This is a genomic window from Streptomyces sp. NBC_00090 (assembly GCF_045160815.1).
Taxonomy (GTDB): Bacteria; Actinomycetota; Actinomycetes; order Streptomycetales; family Streptomycetaceae; genus Streptomyces.
Window position 1 is genome coordinate 2665606 of record NZ_CP108224.1, and the last position, 18786, is coordinate 2684391.

The following is an 18786-nucleotide window of genomic DNA, read 5'->3' on the forward strand; positions in this document are numbered from 1 at the left end:
ACTCCTCACGTATCCCGTATCCCAGGGAGGGAACCGGCGTGTTCGGTAACTATCTGATCGGCCTGCGCGAGGGCCTGGAGGCCAGCCTGGTCGTCTGCATCCTCATCGCGTACCTGGTGAAGACGGGGCGCAGGGACGCGCTGAAGCCGATCTGGATCGGCATCGGCGTGGCCGTGGGGGTGGCGCTCGCCTTCGGCGCGGGTCTCGAGTTCGGCTCCCAGGAGCTGACCTTCGAGGCGCAGGAGCTGCTCGGCGGCACGCTGTCGATCGTCGCGGTGGTCCTGGTGACCTGGATGGTCTTCTGGATGCGGCGCACGGCCCGGCACCTCAGGGCCGAGCTGCACGGCAGGCTGGACGCGGCCCTGCGGATGGGGACGGGCGCGCTGGTCGCGACGGCCTTCCTGGCGGTGGGGCGCGAGGGCCTGGAGACGGCGCTCTTCGTGTGGGCTTCGGTACGGGCCTCGTCGGACGGCTCGTACGCGCCGCTGGCCGGGGTCGTCCTCGGCCTGCTCACGGCGGTCCTGCTGGGCTGGTTGTTCTACCGGGGCGCGGTCCGGATCAACCTGGCGAAGTTCTTCACCTGGACCGGCGGGATGCTGGTCGTGGTGGCGGCGGGTGTCCTCGCGTACGGCGTGCACGACCTCCAGGAGGCGCGCTTCCTCGGCGGCCTCGCGAACAAGGCCTTCGACATCTCCGCGACGATCCCGCCGGACAGCTGGTACGGCACGCTCCTCAAGGGCGTCTTCAACTTCCAGCCGAACCCGACGGTCCTTCAGGTCACGGTGTGGGCGCTGTATCTGATCCCGACGCTCGCGCTGTTCCTCGCCCCGATAGGGTCGGGTCCGTCCGTGCGGGTGGAGAAGCAGAAGGCGACCGATGAGAAGGCTGAGGCTGAGGCGAGCGCCGAGACGACCGCTTGAGCGGCTGTCGGCGGGGCTGCCGGCACGACCGGTGCGGCTGCTCGCCGCGACGGCGGCGACGACCGTCCTGACACTGACGGCGAGCGGCTGCGTGACGGTCCACGGCGAGACGGCGCTGCTGCCCGCGGTGACGAAGAGCGAGGCCGCGCAGGCCCTCGCCGACTTCACGACCGCGTACAACCGGGCCGACAAGGCCTACGATCCGGCCCTCGACGCGGGCCGGGTCACCGGTCCGCTCGGGGAGATCAACCAGGCGGGCCTGCGCTCCCGGGCGGTCACGAGCCCCGGCGGCAACCAGGACCACCGCCCCCTCGAACTGACGGACGCGCGGTTCGTCGTGCCCCGCAAGGCGGGCTGGCCGCGCTGGTTCGTCGCGGACACCGACTCGAACCGGGACGTCGACGAGGGCCGCGCCGACCAGCGCTGGGTCCTGGTCTTCGTGCGCAACGGGCCCCAGCAGCTGTGGGAGGTGGCCCACCTGGTGGTCCTCAGCCCGCAGGCGGTGCCCGAGTTCGCCGAGGAGGAGGGGTACGCGGTGCCGGTCGCCGCGGACACCGACACGCTCGCCGTCGCGCCCGAGGACCTCGGGGCGGAGTACGTGGCGTACCTCCAGGACGGGAAGCCGGGGCCGTACGCGGCGGGGGCGCACACCTCGCTGTGGCGCGAGGAGCGGCAGAAGACCGCCAAGCGGCCGGGGCTCGCCACCCAGTACATCGACCGCGTCGCGGACCAGGGGGACTTCGCGCCGCTGGGGCTGCGGACGAAGGACGGCGGCGCGTTCGTCTTCTTCGCGACCCGGTACTTCGAGCGGCAGACGGCGGCGAAGGGCTACCGGCCGAAGGTGGGCCCGGACGTCAAGGCGCTGCTGACCGGCGAGGTCAGGAACACCGTCACCAAGGAGTGGGTGTCGGACCAGGTGGTGCTGGTGAAGCCGGCGGGCACCGACCGCGACGGGGTCACGGTCGCGGGCCGGCTCCAGGGCATCGTGGGCGCGGAGGGCTCGTAGCCGGCCCCCCGCACCGGACCGGGGGCTCAGCGCGGGTCACCGGGTCAGTGGGTCAAGCGGGTCAGCGCGTCACCAGGTCACCGGGACAGCGGGACAGCGGGACAGCGGGTCAGCGGGTCAGCGGGTCAGCGGCCAGGCGATCTCGTGGGCGGTGTGCTCGCCGTCCCCCTCGGCCTCCCGGGCGGCCGCGTGGCGCGCGCAGGCGTCGGTGAGGGTCTCCAGGAGGTTCAGCGGGTCCGGCAGCGGATGCTCGGGGCCGCGGACCCAGGCGACGACCGGACGGTCGTCCTCGTCACCGGGCAGCCGGGCCGGCGGTACGAGGACGTAGCTGCCGCGGCAGTGCCAGCGCAGCCCCGGGTGCTCGTCCATCGTCTCCGGGTGGCAGTCGAGCTCACAGGGCCACCACTCGTCCTCGTCCTCGGGGGTGCCGCGGGTGGCGGTGAAGAAGAGCATGCGCCCGCCGACGGTGTCGACCTCGGCGGACTCGGCGACCGGCCCCACCTCGACGCCCTCGGCGAGGAGGCGCTCCAGGGCGGCGCGGCCGGCGGCCAGCGGCACGTCGAGGACGTCGTGGACCATGCCGGTGGCGGTGACGAAGTTCGCCTCGGGCTCGTTCCGCGCCCAGCGCTCGATCTGGGCGCGGTCGGTGGTCGACTGGGTCTGCCAGGCGAAGGAGACGGGGTGCCGGGCGGGGGTGGGACAGCCGATCCGCTCACAGGAACAGCTGTAGCCGACGGGGTACGCGGCGGGGGCCAGGGGCAGCCCGGCGGCGGCGGTGGCCAGGAGCAGCTTCTCGCGGTCGTTCTCGTCCTCGGCCGCGGTGCGTTTCGGGCGCCTGCGCAGCCACTGTGCGAGTTTGCTCTCCGTGCCGCGGTAGCGGCCGATGCCGTCGCCCATCTATCCCCTCACAGCTCATGCTCGCCCGTTCGGCTCTGCCCATGGTCCCACCATCCTGCGCCTCGGGTGACCGGAGTCCGGAACCGGGGTGCGGAAGCCGTGTGCGCGGTGTGCGCGCCGTGCGGGTCAGGCCCTCGGCGCGAGGCCGCGGAGGACCTGGTCGACGAGGGCGTCCGCGTAGGCGTGGGTCAGCGGCAGGGTGCGGTGGATCCAGCGGTGGTGGAGCGGGCCGACGAGGAGTTCGAGGGCGATGCGGGGGTCGGCGTCGGGGTCGATGTCCCCTGCGGCCTGGGCCGCCTCGATGCGGCGGGCGTAGTACTGGAGCTGGGGTTCGAGGAGCGCTTCGGTGAAGCGGGCGCCCAGCTCGGGGTCGACGATCCCCTCGGCGGCGAGGGCGCGGGTGGGGCCGTCGAAGGTGGGGTTGTTCATCTCGTCGACGGTGGCGCGGAGGACGTACTTCAGGTCGGCGGCGAGGTCGCCGGTGTCGGGGATCTCACTCTGGGCGTCGCCCCCCAGTGCTTCGTTGGCCTGTGCGGCGAGGTCGAGGAAGGCGTCGAGGAGGACGGCCGCCTTGGAGGGCCACCAGCGGTAGATGGTCTGCTTGCCGACCCCGGCGCGGGCGGCGATGCCCTCGATCGTGGTCTTCGCGTAGCCGGCCTCGGTGACGAGGGCGAGGGCGGCGTCGAAGATGGCGCGGCGGGAGCGCTCGCTGCGGCGGGAGGCGTCGGGCGCCTTGGTGTCGGACATGGCCCCAATCTAGCAGCACACGAGACGCAGCGTCTCGCTAGGTTGTTCCGGTCCGGAACCACCCGAACGGTCCACTGCGCGGAACCCGCCGAGGGCGGACCATGGGGTCCACCGATCTTCGGTTCTTCCGTCCTCCCGTTCGTGAGGAGCCCTCATTGCGCCCCACTCCGCGCACGTCCTCGCCCCGCCGCTACCTGATGTGCCCACCCGCGCACTTCACGGTGACGTACTCCATCAACCCCTGGATGGACCCCACCAAACCGGTCGACCTGCCGCTCGCCCTCGCCCAGTGGGAGGACCTGCGCGACCGCTACCGCTCGCTCGGCCACACCGTGGAGCTCCTGGCCCCCGACCCGGCGCTGCCGGACATGGTCTTCGCCGCGAACGGCGCCACCGTCGTCGACGGCCGGGTCTTCGGCGCGAAGTTCGCCCACGCGGAGCGGGCCGACGAGGCCGCCGCGCACCTGTCCTGGTTCCGCAGGAACGGTTGGCCGGACGAGGACGTACGGGTGCCGGAGCACGTGAACGAGGGCGAGGGCGACTTCGCCGTCACCTCGTCCTGGATCCTCGCGGGGCGCGGCTTCCGCTCCAGCCCGCTCTCCCACGACGAGGCCCAGGAGTTCTTCGGCCGGCCGGTGATCGGCCTGGAGCTGGTGGACCCGCGCTACTACCACCTCGACACGGCGCTCTGCGTCCTGGACGACGCCCGCGACGAGGTCATGTACTACCCGGACGCCTTCTCCCCCGGCAGCCGCGCGGTGCTCGCCCGGCTCTTCCCCGACGCCCTGATCGCGACGGGGACGGACGCGGCGGCGCTCGGTCTCAACGCGGTCAGCGACGGCCTGCACGTCCTGCTGCCGCAGGCGGCGGTGGGTCTCTTCGAGCCACTGCGGCAGCGGGGCTTCGAACCGGTCGGCATGGACCTGGGCGAGCTCCTCAAGGGCGGCGGCAGCGTGAAGTGCTGCACCCAGGAGCTCAGGCCCTAGGGACGCGCCCCGGGGCACGGCCCCCGGGTACGCCCCTGGACGGCCCCCTAGTCGGCCTGCTCCGGCGGCCAGGGGTCGCCCCACTCGGTGTCGCGGGCCTGCTTGTACAGGGGCCCGTGGCGCTTGGTGACCGTCTCGCGGGCGAGTCCGTCGGGGCCGCACAGGTCGAGCAGGACCTGGCCCTTGCGGATCTGCGGCCTGCGGGTGACGCGGGAGACCGTCGGGGTCGCCGGGAACCTGACCGCCGCCACGTAGCTGTACTTCTCGTCCTCGTACGGCAGGGAGCCGCCCTTGACCTGGCGGTGCAGCGAGGAGCGGCTGACCCGTGCCGAGAAGTGGCACCAGTCCGTGCCCGGCACGATCGGGCAGGCGCCGCTGTGCGGGCAGGGCGCGGCGACGGTGAAGCCGGCGTCGATGAGCAGGGTGCGGGCGGCGATGATCCGCTCGTAGCCGTCCGGGGTGCCGGGCTCGACGATCACGACCGCCTTGGCCACGCGGGCGGCCTCGGTCACGAGCGCCGTGCGGTCGGCCGCGGTCAGCTCCTTGAGGACGTACGAGACGGTGACCAGGTCCGCGTCGGCGAGCTTCAGCGCGGTGCCGATCCGCTCGCGCCGCCACTCGGCGTCGAAGGCGCCGTCGGCCAGCTCGCGGCCGAGGGCGAGGGCGGGCTCCGCCCAGTCGAGGACGGTGGTCCGGGGCGGCGCCTCCTCCCAGGCCTCTGCGACGGCCCAGCTCGCGGCGCCCGTGCCGCCGCCGACGTCGGTGTGCGTGACCGGCTCCCACTCGGGCGCGGCGTCCCGCAGCGCGCCGAGTGCGCCCCGTACGGCCTCGAAGGTCGCCGGCATCCGGTACGCGGCGTACGCGGCGACGTCGGAGCGGTCGCGCAGCACGGGGGTGTCCGTCGGGGTGGTGCCCCGGTAGTTGGCGATCAGCCGCTCGACGGCCTGGGCGGCCTGGCGGGGCGGCAGCCCGTCGAGGAGCCCCGCGAGGGCGGCGCGCAGGGAGTCGGCGGAGGGAGGGGAGGCGTTCACCGCGACATTCTAGGCGGCCGGGCCTCGGCTCCCGGCCGCCCGGAGGTGCTGGTCACGACCGTCCCGGCGGGGCGTCGGAGTTGGTCGACGGGGCGCCGATGATGTTGAGTGCTCATGCCAAGTTTTGGCTGACATTCGGTCGATCGAGGAGTGCGTGTGAAGGCTGTCGTACGGGGGGCTGCCGTGGCAGCGGCGCTGGTGCTGGCGTTGACGGGATGCGAGGAGAGTGTCCCGGCGGCGGGGAGCGAGAAGGCGTCGGCCGCTCCCGGGGAGGCGCAGCCGGGCGCGGAGGTGGGTGCGGACGCCGGGCCGGAGGGCGGGACGGGGTCGCCGAAGGTCGTCTGGCTGGACCCGACCGGTCTGATGAACGCGCTTCCGATCGAGTCCACCATCAGCGACGTGTTCGTCGGTGGCGATCCCTTCATGGTCCAGGGGGCCGAGGCCGTCGAGCCCTGCGCCAAGGAGTCGGGGGTGGCGTGCACCGGTCTCGTCGCCGCCGGAGGGAAGGACATGGAGGCCCGGGGCGACTCGGACGGGACGCGCGTGGAGTTCAGGCTCTACTCGTTCGGGACGGAGGAGCAGGCGGGCGCCGCCATGAAGGGCCTGGCCGCCGAGAAGCGGAAGTCCTCCGCCGAATACGGAGAGCCGGCGAAGCCGCTGACCGTGACCACCGTTGCCGACGAGACCGACGCGTTCGCGGACGACTCCACCGCGGACGTCGTCATGCGCATCGGCACCGTCGTCGCGCACATCTCCGCGAACGAGACCGAGCCCCGCAATCTGGAGCACGCCTCGAACGTCCAGGTCGAGCGGGTCAGGACCGTCGCCGCGGGCAGGAACCCGGGGTACTGACCCACCCGGTACCGCCCCCGGAGGGGGCGGGTCCCGTCAGCCGCCCGTGGCCGCCCTGTCGGTCCGCCACGGGCGGCACAGGCCCAGGAAGCAGGCGAGGGCCAGGACGGCGCAGGTGAGCTGGACGACCGCCATCGGGACGGCCGTGTGCTCGCCGGCGATGCCGACGAGCGGGGAGGCCACGGCGCCGACGAGGAAGGACGAGGTGCCGAGGAGGGCGGAGGCGGAGCCCGCCGCGTGCGGGGTGCGCATCATGGCCTGGGCGTTCGTGTTCGGCATCGTCAGGCCCATCGCGGACATCAGGACGAAGAGTCCGGCGGCGATCGGTACCAGCCCGACCTCCCCGAAGACGCCGCTGGTCATGAGGAGCAGCGCGAGGGCGGCGAGCAGGATGGTCCCGAGGCCCCAGCCGAGCGTCTTGTCGAGGCTGACGCGTCCGACGAGGAGCTTGCCGTTGATCTGGCCGACGGTGACGAGGCCGATCGAGTTGAGGCCGAAGAGCAGGCTGAAGGTCTGCGGCGAGGCCCCGTAGATTTCCTGGACGACGAACGGCGAGGCCGAGATGTACGCGAAGAGGGCCGCGAAGGCGAGCCCGCCGGCCAGCACGTAGCCGGTGAAGACCCGGTCGGCGAGGAGGCCGCGCATGGTGCGCAGGGCCTGGCCGACCCCGCCCTCGTGGCGCCGCTCCGGCGGCAGCGTCTCGTGGAGGAAGCGCCACACGACGAGGGTGAGCAGGACACCGATGACGGTGAGGACGTGGAAGACGCCCCGCCAGTCGGTGATCCGCAGGATCTGGCCGCCGATGACGGGCGCGATGACCGGGGCGACGCCGGAGATCAGCATGAGGGTGGAGAAGAAACGGGCCATCTCGACGCCGTCGTAGAGGTCGCGGACGACGGCCCGGGCGATGACGATGCCCGCGGCGCCCGCGAGGCCCTGGAGCAGCCGGAAGCCGATGAGCAGCTCGACGGTGGGCGCGAGGGCGCAGACGGCGGTGGCGAGGACGTACACGACCATGCCGACGAGCAGCGGGCGGCGGCGGCCCCACTTGTCGCTCATGGGGCCGACGACGAGCTGGCCGAGGGCCATGCCGGCGAGGCAGGCGGTGAGGGTGAGCTGGACGGTGGCGGCGGGCGCGTGCAGCGCGCCGGTGACCTCCGGCAGCGCCGGCAGGTACATGTCCATGGAGAGCGGGGGCAGGGCGGTGAGTCCGCCCAGGACGAGGGTGACGAGCAGCCCGGCGCGCCGGGCGGCCGAGGCGACCGGGGCCGTCGGGGTCGTCGGGGCTGCCGCGGCGACCGCCGCCGGGGCTCCCGACGCGACCGCGGCGGTATCGATTATGTGCCCTTGTGTTGTTTTCTGGCCGCTCTCCGGCATCGACTGCTCCATTTCGTTTAAACCTTGCCTATGCTCTCAGCTCGATCGGCATGGTCGAGACCTCTGTGGGACGGGTGGGGAACATGAGAGAAACGGTTCGCTGGGGAATCCTGGCGACGGGCGGTATAGCGGAGCGGTTCACGACGGACCTGCTGACGCTCGACGGAGCGGAGGTCGTGGCGGTGGCGTCCCGCACGGAGGCGTCCGCGAAGGCCTTCGCGGACCGGTTCGGGATCCCGCGGGCGTACGGCGACTGGGAGGGCCTCTTCACCGACGAGGACGTCGACATCGTGTACGTGGCGACTCCGCACCACGCGCACCGGGAGGCGGCCGGCCGCGCCCTGGAGGCGGGAAAGGCGGTGCTCTGCGAGAAGGCTCTCACACTCAACACCCGTGAGGCGGAGGAACTGGTCACCCTCTCCCGGGACCGCGGCCTCTTCCTGATGGAGGCCATGTGGATGTACTGCAATCCGCTGATCCAGCGGCTCGCGGAGCTGGTGCGGGACGGGGCGATCGGCGAAGTCCGGACCGTGCAGGCGGACTTCGGGCTCCAGGGCCCCTTCGACGCCGACCACCGGCTGCGGGACCCGGCCGTGGGCGGCGGGGCGCTGCTCGACCTGGGGGTGTACCCGGTGTCGTTCGCGCAGCTGCTGCTCGGCGAGCCGGACACGGTCCAGGCGCACGCGCTCATCTCCCCGGAGGGCGTCGACCTGAACACCGGAATGCTGCTGGGCTGGGAGTCGGGGGCGTCGGCGCTGCTGTCCTGCTCGCTCGAGGCGGACACCCCGCTGACGGCGTCCGTGACGGGCACGCTCGGCCGGATCGACGTGCCGCGCGGCTTCTTCTTCCCCGAGCGGTTCACGCTGCTGCGGAACGGCGCGGAGCCGGAGGAGTACGTCAACGAGGACGACCCGCAGTCGCTCCGGCACGAGGCCGCCGAGGTGATGCGCTGTCTGCGGGCGGGCGGGACGGCGTCCCCGCTGGTGCCGCTGGACGGCTCGCTCGCGGTGATGCGGACGCTCGACGCCGTACGGGAGCGCGTCGGCGTCCGCTATCCCTCCGAGATGGCGGCTACGCGGGTGTGAGGCCCGGGTCGCCCGCCTCCGTGACGTAGGAGGCGGTGGTGGTGACGGGGGCGCCCGGGGTCGTCACGTACGGGACCGTACGGAAGTCGGCGCGGGCGCTCTCCGTGCCGAGCGCCACCGTCACGTAACCGCGCCGCCCGTTGTAGAACTTCAGGTGCGGGTTGGCCTGGGTGAGCCGGTCGTAGTTGGCCGGCCGGTCGGCGCCGTCCTTGCCGCTGGTGATCGAGGTGGCGACGATCTCGGTGCCGACGGTCCGGGAGGCCGGGTCGCGGAAGTCGGCCTTGATGTCGAGGCCGTAGCCGACGTGGACATCGCCGGTGAGCACCATGAGGTTCTCGACCCCGGCGGCCTCCGCCCCCGCGAGGATCCGCTGCCGGGAGGCCGGGTAGCCGTCCCAGGAGTCCATGGAGAGCGTGTAGTCGGCGGTGGGACGGTCGCGGCGCTCGGCGAACACGACCTGCTGCGGCAGGATGTTCCAGCGGGTGCGGGAGTCGCGCCAGCCGTCGAGCAGCCAGCGCTCCTGCGCGGCGCCGGTCATGGTGCGCGCCGGGTTCTCGGACTCGGGGCCCGGGACCTTCCAGCCGTCCCCGTAGGCCTGGTCGGAGCGGTACTGGCGGGTGTCGAGGATGTCGAACTGGGCGAGGCGCCCGAAGCGCAGCCGCCGGTAGAGCCGCATGTCCGGGCCCTCGGGCCGCTGCGGGCGGCGCAGCGGCTGGTGCTCCCAGTACGCGCGGTAGGCGGCGGCGCGGCGGAGCAGGAACTCCTCCGGCGGGACGCTGTTCTCGGGGGTACCGCCCGCGTAGTTGTTCTCGGTCTCGTGGTCGTCCCAGGTGACGACGAAGGGGTGGGCGGCGTGCGCGGCCCGCAGGTCGGGGTCGGACTTGTACAGGCCGTAGCGCAGCCGGTAGTCCTCCAGCGTGACCGTCTCTCGGTTGAAGACGGCCGGGAGGGTGCGGTCGGTGTAGGCGCGGGCGCCGCCGGTGGCATTGACGGCGTACTCGTACAGGTAGTCGCCGAGGTGGAAGACGACGTCGACGTCCTCCTGCGCGAGGTGGCGGTAGGCCGTGAAGTACCCGTCGTGGTAGGCCTGGCAGGAGACGGCGGCGAGCTTCAGCCCGGAGTTCCGGGCATCGGGGGCCGGGGCGGTGCGGGTGCGGCCGACGGGGCTCGTCCAGGCGCCGACGCGGAAGCGGTAGAAGAGGACGCGGTCGGGGTCGAGGTGGTCGGCCTCGACGTGGACGGCGTGCCGGAACTCCGGGTGCGCGGTGACCCGGCCGCGGCGGACGGTCCGGGTGAAGCGCTCGTCGCGGGCGAGCTCCCAGTGGACGGAGACGCGGGCGGCGGGCAGGCCGCCGTCGGGCTCGAAGGGGCGGGGCGCGAGCCGGGTCCAGAGCAACACGGAGCCGGGCAGCGGGTCGCCGGACGCCACCCCCAGGGTGAACGGGTCCTCGGTGACACGCCGGCCGTCGAGCTCGGCCGCGGCCGCGGCGCCTGCGGCGGGCAGCTGCGTGGCGAAGGCGAGCGCGGCGGCGGCCCCGGAGACGGTGAGGAACCGGCGGCGGCCGAAGTGGCGCGCGGCGGCGCGGAGTTCCTCGCCGTGGTCGTTTACGTCGTGTACGCGGGTCATGTGCCCCTCCCCAGGCGGATGTTGTGCTTCCGCCATTCGAGGGGGACGGGACGACGTCACGTTGTCGGGTACAGAACATCCATGTGTCGGACGGATGAGTTCACGGGGCACGCGTCTCGCGTACGCTGCGCGCCCATGAGCATCGCAGTGGTGACAGGAGCGGGGTCGGGCATCGGCCGGAGCGTGGCGCTGGCCCTCGCGGAGGCCGGCTGGTCGGTGGCCCTGGCGGGCCGCAGGGCCACCGCCCTGGAGGAGACCGCCGCGGCCCTCCCGGCCGGCGACTTCCTGCCGGTCCCGACGGACGTGACCTCGGCCGCGGAGGTCACGGCGCTCTTCGCGGCCGTACGGGACCGGTACGGGCGGGTCGACCTGCTCTTCAACAACGCCGGTACGTTCGCGGGCGGCGGCGTCCCGGTCGAGGACCTGGACCCGGAGACCTGGCGCGCGGTCGTCGACGTCAATCTGACGGGCGCTTTCCTCTGCGCCCAGGCGGCCTTCCGGGCCATGAAGGAGCAGGACCCGCAGGGCGGCCGCATCATCAACAACGGCTCGATCTCCGCGCACGTGCCGCGCCCGCACTCGATCGCGTACACGGCGACGAAGCACGCGATGACGGGCCTGACGAAGTCACTGTCCCTCGACGGGCGCCCGTACCGGATCGCCTGCGGTCAGCTCGACATCGGCAACGCGGCCACCGAGATGACGGCCCGCATGCAGAGCGGCATCCTCCAGGCCAACGGGCAGCTGGCGGCGGAGCCGGTGATGGACGCGGCGGACGTGGCGGCGACGGTGGTGCACATGGCGGCGCTGCCGCTGGAGGCGAACGTCCAGTTCGCGACGGTCATGGCGACGGCGATGCCGTACATCGGCCGGGGGTAGCACCCCGGCCGACGGCCGGGGTGGGTTACGCCTGGACGATGGCCGGGGGGGGGCACGCCCGGCCGATGTACGGGGGTTACGCCTGGCCGGTCCTACGCCTGGCCGGTCTCGAAGCGGGCGACCTTCCCGCCCTCGACGGTGAAGCGCCAGCGGGTCCGCATCTCGCCCCAGGTGTCGTTGCGGTAGCGGGCGACGAGGTCACGCCCGTCACCCTTCTCGGACTCGATCTCCATGTGCCCGCGCGAGGCGAAGACCTCCTTCTCCGTCCACTCGTCCAGATTGCGCTCCGAACCGTCGTCGGACATGGTCGCGCCGGGCGTGAGAGCCGACTCGAAGGCCTCCTTGTCGTTGGCGTTGAGGGCCGCGACAAAGGCGCGCACGGCCGGGTCGGTGAGCTGGTTCACGGAGATCGTCATGTCCTACCCGTACACCCGGCGACCCGCTCCCCCCGTGGACCACGGCCGGGAGCGTGCCCTGTGTCGCTCGTACGCACGCGCGTGTTCACTGGCCCGCGCCCGGTCCGCCCGGGCAGGATCGGGACAACTGCCGCACTCAGCACAGGAGGCTCGATGTCGGGCATCGTCAAGGTCGTCAGGCTGTACGCGAAGGGGGCCCCGGTCGGGGTCCTGGACGGAAGGCTCGTCGGCCTGCTCGTCCAGCAGGAGCAGGCCGCGGAGTGGGCGGTCGGCCCCGCGGGCGAGGGGTTCCGGTTCACCGTGAAGGGCACCGAGGACACCATCGTCTCGGAGGGCAGCGACCGTGCCCCGGCGGCCGTCCGGCCCGACGAGTCCCCCGCCTCCGTCTGGCGCCTCCAGCGGGTCGCCGAGGACGGGGTCACCACGATCACCGCCCTCGACGAGCTCCGGGACGGGGTCTACGTCATCGACCAGAACGGCCTCGCGCTCGGCCGCGACCTCTTCGAGGACCGCTCGCCGCTCCCCAAGCGCGTCGTCGTCCGGACGGACGACCGCGACCCCCAGTGGAGGGTCGAGGTCCTCGTCTGACGCGAGTTCAGAAGGCGTCGGTGGGGACGTAGGTGCCCCACACCTCGCGCAGCGCGTTGCAGACCTCGCCGACGGTCGCCCGCGCCCTGAGCGCGTCCTTCATCGGGTAGAGGACGTTGTCCGTGCCCTCCGCCGCCTTCTTCAGCTCCACGAGCGCCGCGTCCACGGCCGCCTGATCCCGCTCGGACCGCAGCTTGGCGAGACGCTCGGCCTGCTGCGCCTCGATCGCCGGGTCGACGCGCAGCGGCTCGTAGGGCTCCTCGACGTCGATCGTGTACCGGTTGACACCGACGACGACCCGCTCGCCGCTGTCCGTCTCCTGCGCGATCCGGTACGCCGAACGCTCGATCTCGCCCTTCTGGAAACCACGCTCGATCGCGGCGACCGCCCCACCCATCTCCTCGACCTTGGCCATCAGCTCAAGCGCCGCGGCCTCCACGTCGTCCGTCATCTTCTCGACCACATACGAGCCGGCGAACGGGTCCACCGTCGCCGTCACGTCCGTCTCGTAGGCGAGGACCTGCTGCGTACGGAGAGCGAGGCGCGCGGACTTGTCCGTCGGCAGCGCGATCGCCTCGTCGAAGGAGTTCGTGTGCAGCGACTGCGTGCCACCGAGGACGGCCGCGAGGCCCTGGATCGCCACACGGACCAGGTTCACCTCCGGCTGCTGGGCCGTGAGGGCCACGCCCGCCGTCTGGGTGTGGAAGCGGAGCATCAGCGACTTCGGGTTCTTCGCCCCGAACTCCTCCTTCATCACCCGCGCCCAGATCCGGCGGGCGGCACGGAACTTCGCCACCTCCTCCAGGATCGTCGTACGCGCCACGAAGAAGAAGGACAGCCGCGGCGCGAAGTCGTCCACGTCCATCCCGGCCGCGACCGCCGTACGCACGTACTCGATCCCGTCCGCGAGCGTGAACGCGATCTCCTGCGCGGGCGAGGCACCCGCCTCCGCCATGTGATAGCCCGAGATCGAGATCGTGTTCCACTTCGGGATCTCGGCCCGGCAGTACTTGAAGATGTCCGCGATCAGACGCAGCGAGGGCTTCGGCGGGAAGATGTACGTGCCCCGCGCGATGTACTCCTTCAGCACATCGTTCTGGATCGTCCCCGTCAGCTGATCCGCCGCGACACCCTGCTCCTCACCGACCAACTGGTACAGCAGCAGAAGCAGCGAACCAGGGGCGTTGATCGTCATCGACGTCGACACCCTGTCCAGCGGAATCCCGTCGAACAACACCCGCATGTCGTCGATCGAGTCGATCGCCACACCCACCTTGCCGACCTCACCCGAGGAGATCGGCGCGTCCGAGTCGTGCCCCATCTGCGTCGGCAGATCGAAGGCGACGGACAGACCCATCGTGCCGTTCGCGATCAGCTGCTTGTACCGGGCGTTCGACTCCGTCGCCGTACCGAAACCCGCGTACTGCCGCATCGTCCACGGCCGACCCGTGTACATCGAGGGATACACACCACGCGTGAACGGGTACGAACCCGGCTCGCCCAGCTTCCCGGCGGGATCCCACCCCTCCAGAGCCCCCGGCCCGTAGACCGGCTCGATCGGCAGCCCGGACTCCGACTCGCGCGCCATGTGTTGCGCCTCCCCTGTGCTCAGTTCGACTGATGGACGGTCTGTTCCGACGTGCACGTGCCCGTTCAGACCCAGGTGATGAGTCGCTTCGGCTGCTCCAGGATCGCGGCGATGTCCGCGAGGAACTTCGAGCCGAGCTCGCCGTCGACCAGACGGTGGTCGAAGGAGAGGGCCAGGGTCGTGACCTGACGCGCTTTCACCTTGCCCTTGTGGAGCCAGGGTTGGAGCTTGATCGTACCGATCGCGAGGATCGCGGCCTCGCCCGGGTTGAGGATCGGCGTACCGGTGTCGACGCCGAAGACGCCGACGTTGGTGAGGGTGATGGTGCCGCCCTGCATCGCCGCCGGGGTCGTCCTGCCCTCGCGGGCCGTGGAGACCAGCTCGCTCAGCGACTTCGACAGCTCGGGCAGGGTCTGGGCGTGCGCGTCCTTGATGTTCGGCACGATCAGACCGCGCGGGGTGGCCGCGGCGATGCCCAGGTTCACGTACCGCTTGAGCACGATCTCCTGCGCCGCCTCGTCCCAGGCCGCGTTGATGTCCGGGTTGCGTCTGATGGCGACCAGGACGGCCTTGGCGATGAGGAGCAGCGGGTTGACCCGCAGGCCCGCCATGTCCTTGTCGGACTTCAGCTCCTCGACCAGCTTCATCGTCCGCGTGATGTCGAAGGTCACGAACTCGGTGACGTGCGGCGCGGTGAACGCCGACCCCACCATCGCCGCGGCCGTCGCCTTCCGCACGCCCTTGATCGGGACACGGGTCTCCCGCGCGTCCGGCAGCGCGGTGGGGGCCGGGACCGGGACCGGCCGCTCCACGACCTCCCGGGTGCCGATGTCGACCACGGCGGCGGCGTGCACGTCCGCCCGGGTGATCGTGCCGTCCCCGCCGGAGGGGCGGACGACGGTCAGGTCGACCCCGAGGTCCTTGGCCAGCTTCCGCACGGGGGGCTTGGCGAGCGGGCGGGGTCCGGGGCCGGGCCCCCGGCCGGCCGGAGCCGTGCCGTTGGCCGGCCGGCGGGGACGGCGCTTGGCGGAGGACTCCACCACGCCGTAGCCGACCAGTACCGGCCGGCGCTCCGGCCGCGCCGCGGAGACATCCGCGGGGAGCTCCGCGGGGACGTCCGTGGAGACCTCCGCCCGGACGTCCGTGGACACCTCCGTGGGAGCCGCCGGGAGGAGCTCCGTACGGGCCTCCTCACGGAGCTCCGTACCGGACCCCGTGTCCGCCGTCGGCTCCGTGTCGACGGAGATGATCACGGCGCCGACGTCCACCGTCGTGCCCTCCGGGAAGCCGATCTCCCGCACGACACCGTCGAAGGGGACGGGGAGTTCCACCGCCGCCTTCGCCGTCTCGATCTCGCACACGACCTGCCCGTCCATGACGGGGTCGCCCGGCTTGACGTACCAGGTGAGGATCTCGGCCTCGGTCAGCCCCTCCCCCACGTCGGGCATCCTGAATTCGCGAATCGCCATGATCTCTTTCCCTAGTACGCCTAGTACGCCAGCGAGCGGTCGACGGCGTCGAGCACCCTGTCGAGACCCGGCAGGTACTCCTCCTCCAGCCGCGCCGGCGGATACGGCGCGTGGTAGCCGCCGACCCGCAGGACGGGGGCCTCCAGGTGGTGGAAGCAGCGCTCCGTGATCCGGGCGGCGATCTCCGCGCCCGAACCGAAGAAGACGGGGGCCTCGTGGACGACGACCAGACGGCCGGTCTTCTCGACCGAGGTCTGGACGGTGTCGAAGTCGATCGGGGAGACGGTCCGGAGGTCGAGGACCTCGATCGACCGCCCCTCCTCCTCGGCGACGGCGGCGGCCTGGAGGCAGACCTTCACCATCGGGCCGTAGGCGGCGAGGGTGAGGTCGGTGCCGGGGCGCGCCACCCGCGCCTCGTGGAGCGCGCCGGGGGCGGCCGGGCCCGCGACGGAGCCGCTGCCGCTGTCGCTGTCGCTGTCGGGCAGAGCGACCTCGCCCTTGTCCCAGTAACGGCGCTTCGGCTCGAAGAAGATGACCGGGTCGTCGGACTCGATGGCCTGCCGCAGCATCCAGTACGCGTCCGACGAGGTCGAGGGCGACACGATCTTCAGCCCCGCGACGTGCGCGAAGAGCGCCTCGGGGGACTCGGAGTGGTGCTCGACCGCGCCGATGCCGCCGCCGTACGGGATGCGGATCACGACCGGGAGCCGCACCTTGCCCTGCGAGCGGGCGGGCATCTTGGCGAGCTGCGTGACGATCTGGTCGTACGCGGGGAAGACGAAACCGTCGAACTGGATCTCCACGACCGGCCGGTAGCCGCGCAGGGCGAGACCGATCGCGGTGCCGACGATGCCCGACTCCGCCAGCGGGGAGTCCATGACCCGGCCCTCGCCGAAGTCCTTCTGCAGACCGTCCGTGACCCGGAAGACGCCGCCCAGCTTTCCGATGTCCTCGCCCATGAGCAGGACCTTGGGATCGGCCTCCAGCGCTGCGCGCAGGGCCTCGTTGAGCGCCTTCGCCACGGGAAGGCTCTTCGTGACCATGACTAGCTCCGTCCGGCGTCCGCGAAGGACGCCTGGTAGGCGGCGAACCGGGCACGTTCCTCGTCGACGAGCGCGTGCCCGTCCGCGTACACGTTCCCGAAGATCGCCTTCGGGTCGGGGTCGGGCATGGTCCTGACGATCTCGCGGACGCGCCGCGCGAGCGTCTCCGCCTCCTCGTCCAGGGCGGCGAACCACGCCTCGTCGGCGTGGCCCTCGCGCTCCAGGAGCCGGCGGAGCCGCAGGATCGGGTCCTTGGCGCGCCACTCCTCCACCTCCGCCTCGTCGCGGTAGCGGGTCGGGTCGTCGGAGGTGGTGTGGGCACCCATGCGGTACGTGTACGCCTCGACGAACATCGGTCCCGAGCCGGTCCTGACGTGGTCGAGGGCGGCGCGGGTGACGGCGAGGCAGGCCAGGACGTCGTTGCCGTCGACCCGGACGCCGGGGAAGCCGAAGCCCGCGGCGCGCCGGTAGAGCGGCACCCGCATCTGGCGCTCGGTGGGCTCGGAGATCGCCCACTGGTTGTTCTGGCAGAAGAAGACGATCGGGGCGTCGTAGACCGCGCCGAAGGTGAACGCCTCCGCCACGTCGCCCTGGCTGGAGGCGCCGTCGCCGAAGTAGGCGATCACGGCGGTGTCGGCGCCGTCCTTGGCCACGCCCATCGCGTACCCCGTCGCGTGCAGGGCCTGCGAGCCGATGACGAGGGTGTAGAGGTGGAAGTTGCGCTCGGCCGGGTCCCAGCTGCCGTTGCTCGCGCCGCGGAAGAGCGCGAGCAGGTGGGCCGGGTCGAGCCCCCTGGCCAGGGCCACGCCGTGTTCGCGGTAGCTGGGGAAGGCGTGGTCCCCGGGGTGCAGGGCGCGGGCGGAGCCGATCTGGGCGGCCTCCTGGCCGAGGAGCGAGGGCCACAGGGCCAGCTCGCCCTGGCGTTGCAGGGTGACCGCCTCCGCGTCGAGGCGGCGCGCGAGCACCATGTCGCGGTGGAGGCCGCGCAGTTCCTCCGCGCTCGGGTCGACGGCGTACTCGGGGTGGTCGACGCGACGGCCCTCGGGAGTGAGCAGCTGGACGAGCTCGGTGGTCATTCGGGGTCTCCGGCTCTCGTTCGGTTCAGTCGGTGCCACGGCATATGTGGGGCTCCGCCGCCGCTCCCTCGGGCTCGCCCGCGAGAAGGACGAACGGGGGTACCGCCGAGGGGGCGGTGCGGGACGGGGTGGCGGGGGCGAGGGGACGCGCCGGGAGGGCCGTCGTACGGCCCAGGGCGTCGTCGTACACGAGGTTGAAGAGCTCGACGCAGGGCAGCGTCCGGGCCACGTGGGCCTGGAGGCCGGGGGCTTCGAGGGTGAGGCGGACGTCCGAGACGGCGAGGCCCCGGTCGGTGGCGCGCAGGTCCACCCGGAAGACGCCGAAGCAGAGTCCGAGGTGGAGGACGGCCGCGGCGGCCTCGGCGGCGGCGGCCTGGGGGGTGCGGGGCAGCCCGGTGGAGGCGGCCCGGCCGTCCTCGGTCGCGGGGGCCCGGCCGTCCGCGGGGGCCCAGCCGTCCTCGGTGGGCGTGGCGAGGAGGAAGACGTGGGGCCGACCGGAGACGAAGGCGCCGACGGCGGTGAGCGCGGTGCCCTCGGGTGCCCGGTCGGGGTCCTCGTCGACGAGGAATCCGCCGGCGGCGAGGGCGGCGACCCGGGCGCCGGTGTCCTGGACGCGGCGGACGGCGTCGGGGTGGTTGCCCGGCAGGTGCAGGGCGGCCGCGACGGCGGCGGCGGCGAGCTGGACGTCCTCGCGCAGTCCGAGGACCAGGTCGAAGCGGTGGCCGGCGGCCCGCTGGGCGCGGGCCCAGGTCACGCACTCCTCGGCGTGGACGCTGTCGAGGCCGGTCGACTCGTCGGAGAGGATCCGGGCCTCGGGGCCGCGTGCGGCGAGCAGCTCCGCGCGGTCGAGGACCCAGGTGCGTACCCCGCTCGACCAGGTTTCCAGCAGGGTGGAGTTGGCGGCCGCCTCACCCGGGTGCCGGTGGGGTGCCGCCGCTCCGAGGAGGAGGGCGACGGGGCCGTCCGGGGCGACGGTCGCGGTGCCGGGGGCGGAGGCGACGGTCGCGGTGCCGGGGGCGGAGGTGGAGGCGGCGGCGGGCGGTGTGGCGGGCCGGTGGCGTTGCTGGAGCATCTGTCTGCCTCTCTGCGCGGAGAGAGCGGGCTGGGGATCCCCTCTCCGGGGTTCTCGTGCGGGTGCGGAGAGGAGGGCGGGGCCGCCGGGCGGGTGGGGTCCGCCCGGCGGCACTGAGGGGGGGTGT

At 72.6% G+C, this 18786-nt stretch carries 18 protein-coding genes; 7 read left to right on the forward strand and 11 right to left on the reverse strand.

Annotated elements, in window-relative coordinates; all coding sequences use genetic code 11:
* Positions 1 to 38 precede the first annotated feature (38 nt).
* Both efeU and OG361_RS11770 read left to right on the forward strand, forming a co-directional pair.
* Positions 39 to 920, forward strand: coding sequence for an iron uptake transporter permease EfeU (efeU, locus tag OG361_RS11765; protein ID WP_405853273.1), 882 nt, complete (start codon positions 39 to 41; stop codon positions 918 to 920).
* Positions 877 to 1926: a hypothetical protein gene (locus OG361_RS11770; protein ID WP_405853274.1), complete on the forward strand. Its 1050-nt coding sequence runs from the start codon at positions 877 to 879 to the stop codon at positions 1924 to 1926. Before efeU ends, OG361_RS11770 begins: the two co-directional genes overlap by 44 nt.
* Before the next feature lie 117 nt (positions 1927 to 2043).
* Here OG361_RS11770 and OG361_RS11775 read toward each other — a convergent pair whose 3' ends face one another.
* Positions 2044 to 2823, reverse strand: coding sequence for a bifunctional DNA primase/polymerase (locus tag OG361_RS11775; RefSeq protein WP_405853275.1), 780 nt, complete (start codon positions 2821 to 2823; stop codon positions 2044 to 2046).
* A 126-nt stretch (positions 2824 to 2949) separates the two neighbouring features.
* A complete protein-coding gene (locus OG361_RS11780; RefSeq protein ID WP_384573059.1) occupies positions 2950 to 3570 on the reverse strand; it encodes a TetR/AcrR family transcriptional regulator in 621 nt (206 codons plus the stop codon).
* A 155-nt stretch (positions 3571 to 3725) separates the two neighbouring features.
* Between OG361_RS11780 and ddaH the strand changes: the two genes are divergently transcribed.
* Entirely contained in the window at positions 3726 to 4556 is an 831-nt protein-coding gene (gene ddaH, locus OG361_RS11785) for a dimethylargininase (protein WP_384573061.1), read from the forward strand.
* Between the two features lie 47 nt (positions 4557 to 4603).
* On the opposite strand, the gene OG361_RS11790 is transcribed toward ddaH, so the two are convergent.
* Positions 4604 to 5587 (reverse strand): small ribosomal subunit Rsm22 family protein, encoded by a 984-nt coding sequence (locus OG361_RS11790; protein ID WP_405853276.1) that lies wholly within the window; start codon positions 5585 to 5587, stop codon positions 4604 to 4606.
* A 156-nt stretch (positions 5588 to 5743) separates the two neighbouring features.
* Between OG361_RS11790 and OG361_RS11795 the strand changes: the two genes are divergently transcribed.
* The gene (locus tag OG361_RS11795) at positions 5744 to 6439 is read left to right on the forward strand and encodes a hypothetical protein (RefSeq protein WP_405853277.1); all 696 of its coding nucleotides are present in this window, start codon (positions 5744 to 5746) and stop codon (positions 6437 to 6439) included.
* 36 nt (positions 6440 to 6475) lie between these two features.
* Here OG361_RS11795 and OG361_RS11800 read toward each other — a convergent pair whose 3' ends face one another.
* Entirely contained in the window at positions 6476 to 7816 is a 1341-nt protein-coding gene (locus OG361_RS11800; RefSeq protein WP_405862200.1) for a Bcr/CflA family multidrug efflux MFS transporter, read from the reverse strand.
* 83 nt (positions 7817 to 7899) lie between these two features.
* Here OG361_RS11800 and OG361_RS11805 point away from each other — a divergent pair, with 83 nt between their 5' ends.
* Complete coding sequence (locus tag OG361_RS11805; protein WP_405853278.1) at positions 7900 to 8901, forward strand: Gfo/Idh/MocA family protein; 1002 nt, start codon at positions 7900 to 7902, stop codon at positions 8899 to 8901.
* Here OG361_RS11805 and OG361_RS11810 read toward each other — a convergent pair.
* Complete coding sequence (locus OG361_RS11810) at positions 8888 to 10528, reverse strand: alkaline phosphatase D family protein (protein ID WP_405853279.1); 1641 nt, start codon at positions 10526 to 10528, stop codon at positions 8888 to 8890. The genes OG361_RS11805 and OG361_RS11810 overlap by 14 nt on opposite strands.
* A 135-nt stretch (positions 10529 to 10663) precedes the next feature.
* Between OG361_RS11810 and OG361_RS11815 the strand changes: the two genes are divergently transcribed.
* Positions 10664 to 11407 carry an SDR family oxidoreductase gene (locus OG361_RS11815; RefSeq protein ID WP_405853280.1) on the forward strand — a complete coding sequence of 248 codons (744 nt, stop codon included), beginning with the start codon at positions 10664 to 10666 and terminating at the stop codon, positions 11405 to 11407.
* Positions 11408 to 11499: 92 nt separating this feature from the next.
* Here the strand turns inward: OG361_RS11815 and OG361_RS11820 are convergent, their stop codons facing one another.
* A complete protein-coding gene (locus OG361_RS11820; protein ID WP_405853281.1) occupies positions 11500 to 11823 on the reverse strand; it encodes a nuclear transport factor 2 family protein in 324 nt (107 codons plus the stop codon).
* Between the two features lie 153 nt (positions 11824 to 11976).
* Between OG361_RS11820 and OG361_RS11825 the strand changes: the two genes are divergently transcribed.
* Positions 11977 to 12411 carry a hypothetical protein gene (locus OG361_RS11825; protein WP_405853282.1) on the forward strand — a complete coding sequence of 145 codons (435 nt, stop codon included), beginning with the start codon at positions 11977 to 11979 and terminating at the stop codon, positions 12409 to 12411.
* 7 nt (positions 12412 to 12418) lie between these two features.
* Here OG361_RS11825 and OG361_RS11830 read toward each other — a convergent pair whose 3' ends face one another.
* The 5 genes from OG361_RS11830 to OG361_RS11850 all read right to left on the reverse strand — a co-directional run bounded on the left by OG361_RS11830 (position 12419) and on the right by OG361_RS11850 (position 18659).
* A complete protein-coding gene (locus OG361_RS11830) occupies positions 12419 to 13999 on the reverse strand; it encodes a methylmalonyl-CoA mutase (protein WP_405853283.1) in 1581 nt (526 codons plus the stop codon).
* Positions 14000 to 14064: 65 nt separating this feature from the next.
* Positions 14065 to 15468: a dihydrolipoamide acetyltransferase family protein gene (locus tag OG361_RS11835; protein ID WP_405853284.1), complete on the reverse strand. Its 1404-nt coding sequence runs from the start codon at positions 15466 to 15468 to the stop codon at positions 14065 to 14067.
* Positions 15469 to 15488: 20 nt separating this feature from the next.
* Positions 15489 to 16511: an alpha-ketoacid dehydrogenase subunit beta gene (locus tag OG361_RS11840; protein WP_405853285.1), complete on the reverse strand. Its 1023-nt coding sequence runs from the start codon at positions 16509 to 16511 to the stop codon at positions 15489 to 15491.
* 2 nt (positions 16512 to 16513) lie between these two features.
* On the reverse strand, positions 16514 to 17626 hold the full coding sequence (pdhA, locus tag OG361_RS11845) for a pyruvate dehydrogenase (acetyl-transferring) E1 component subunit alpha (RefSeq protein ID WP_405853286.1): 1113 nt from the start codon (positions 17624 to 17626) through the stop codon (positions 16514 to 16516).
* Positions 17613 to 18659 (reverse strand): hypothetical protein, encoded by a 1047-nt coding sequence (locus OG361_RS11850; protein ID WP_405853287.1) that lies wholly within the window; start codon positions 18657 to 18659, stop codon positions 17613 to 17615. Before OG361_RS11850 ends, pdhA begins: the two co-directional genes overlap by 14 nt.
* Between the last annotated feature and the right edge of the window lie 127 nt (positions 18660 to 18786).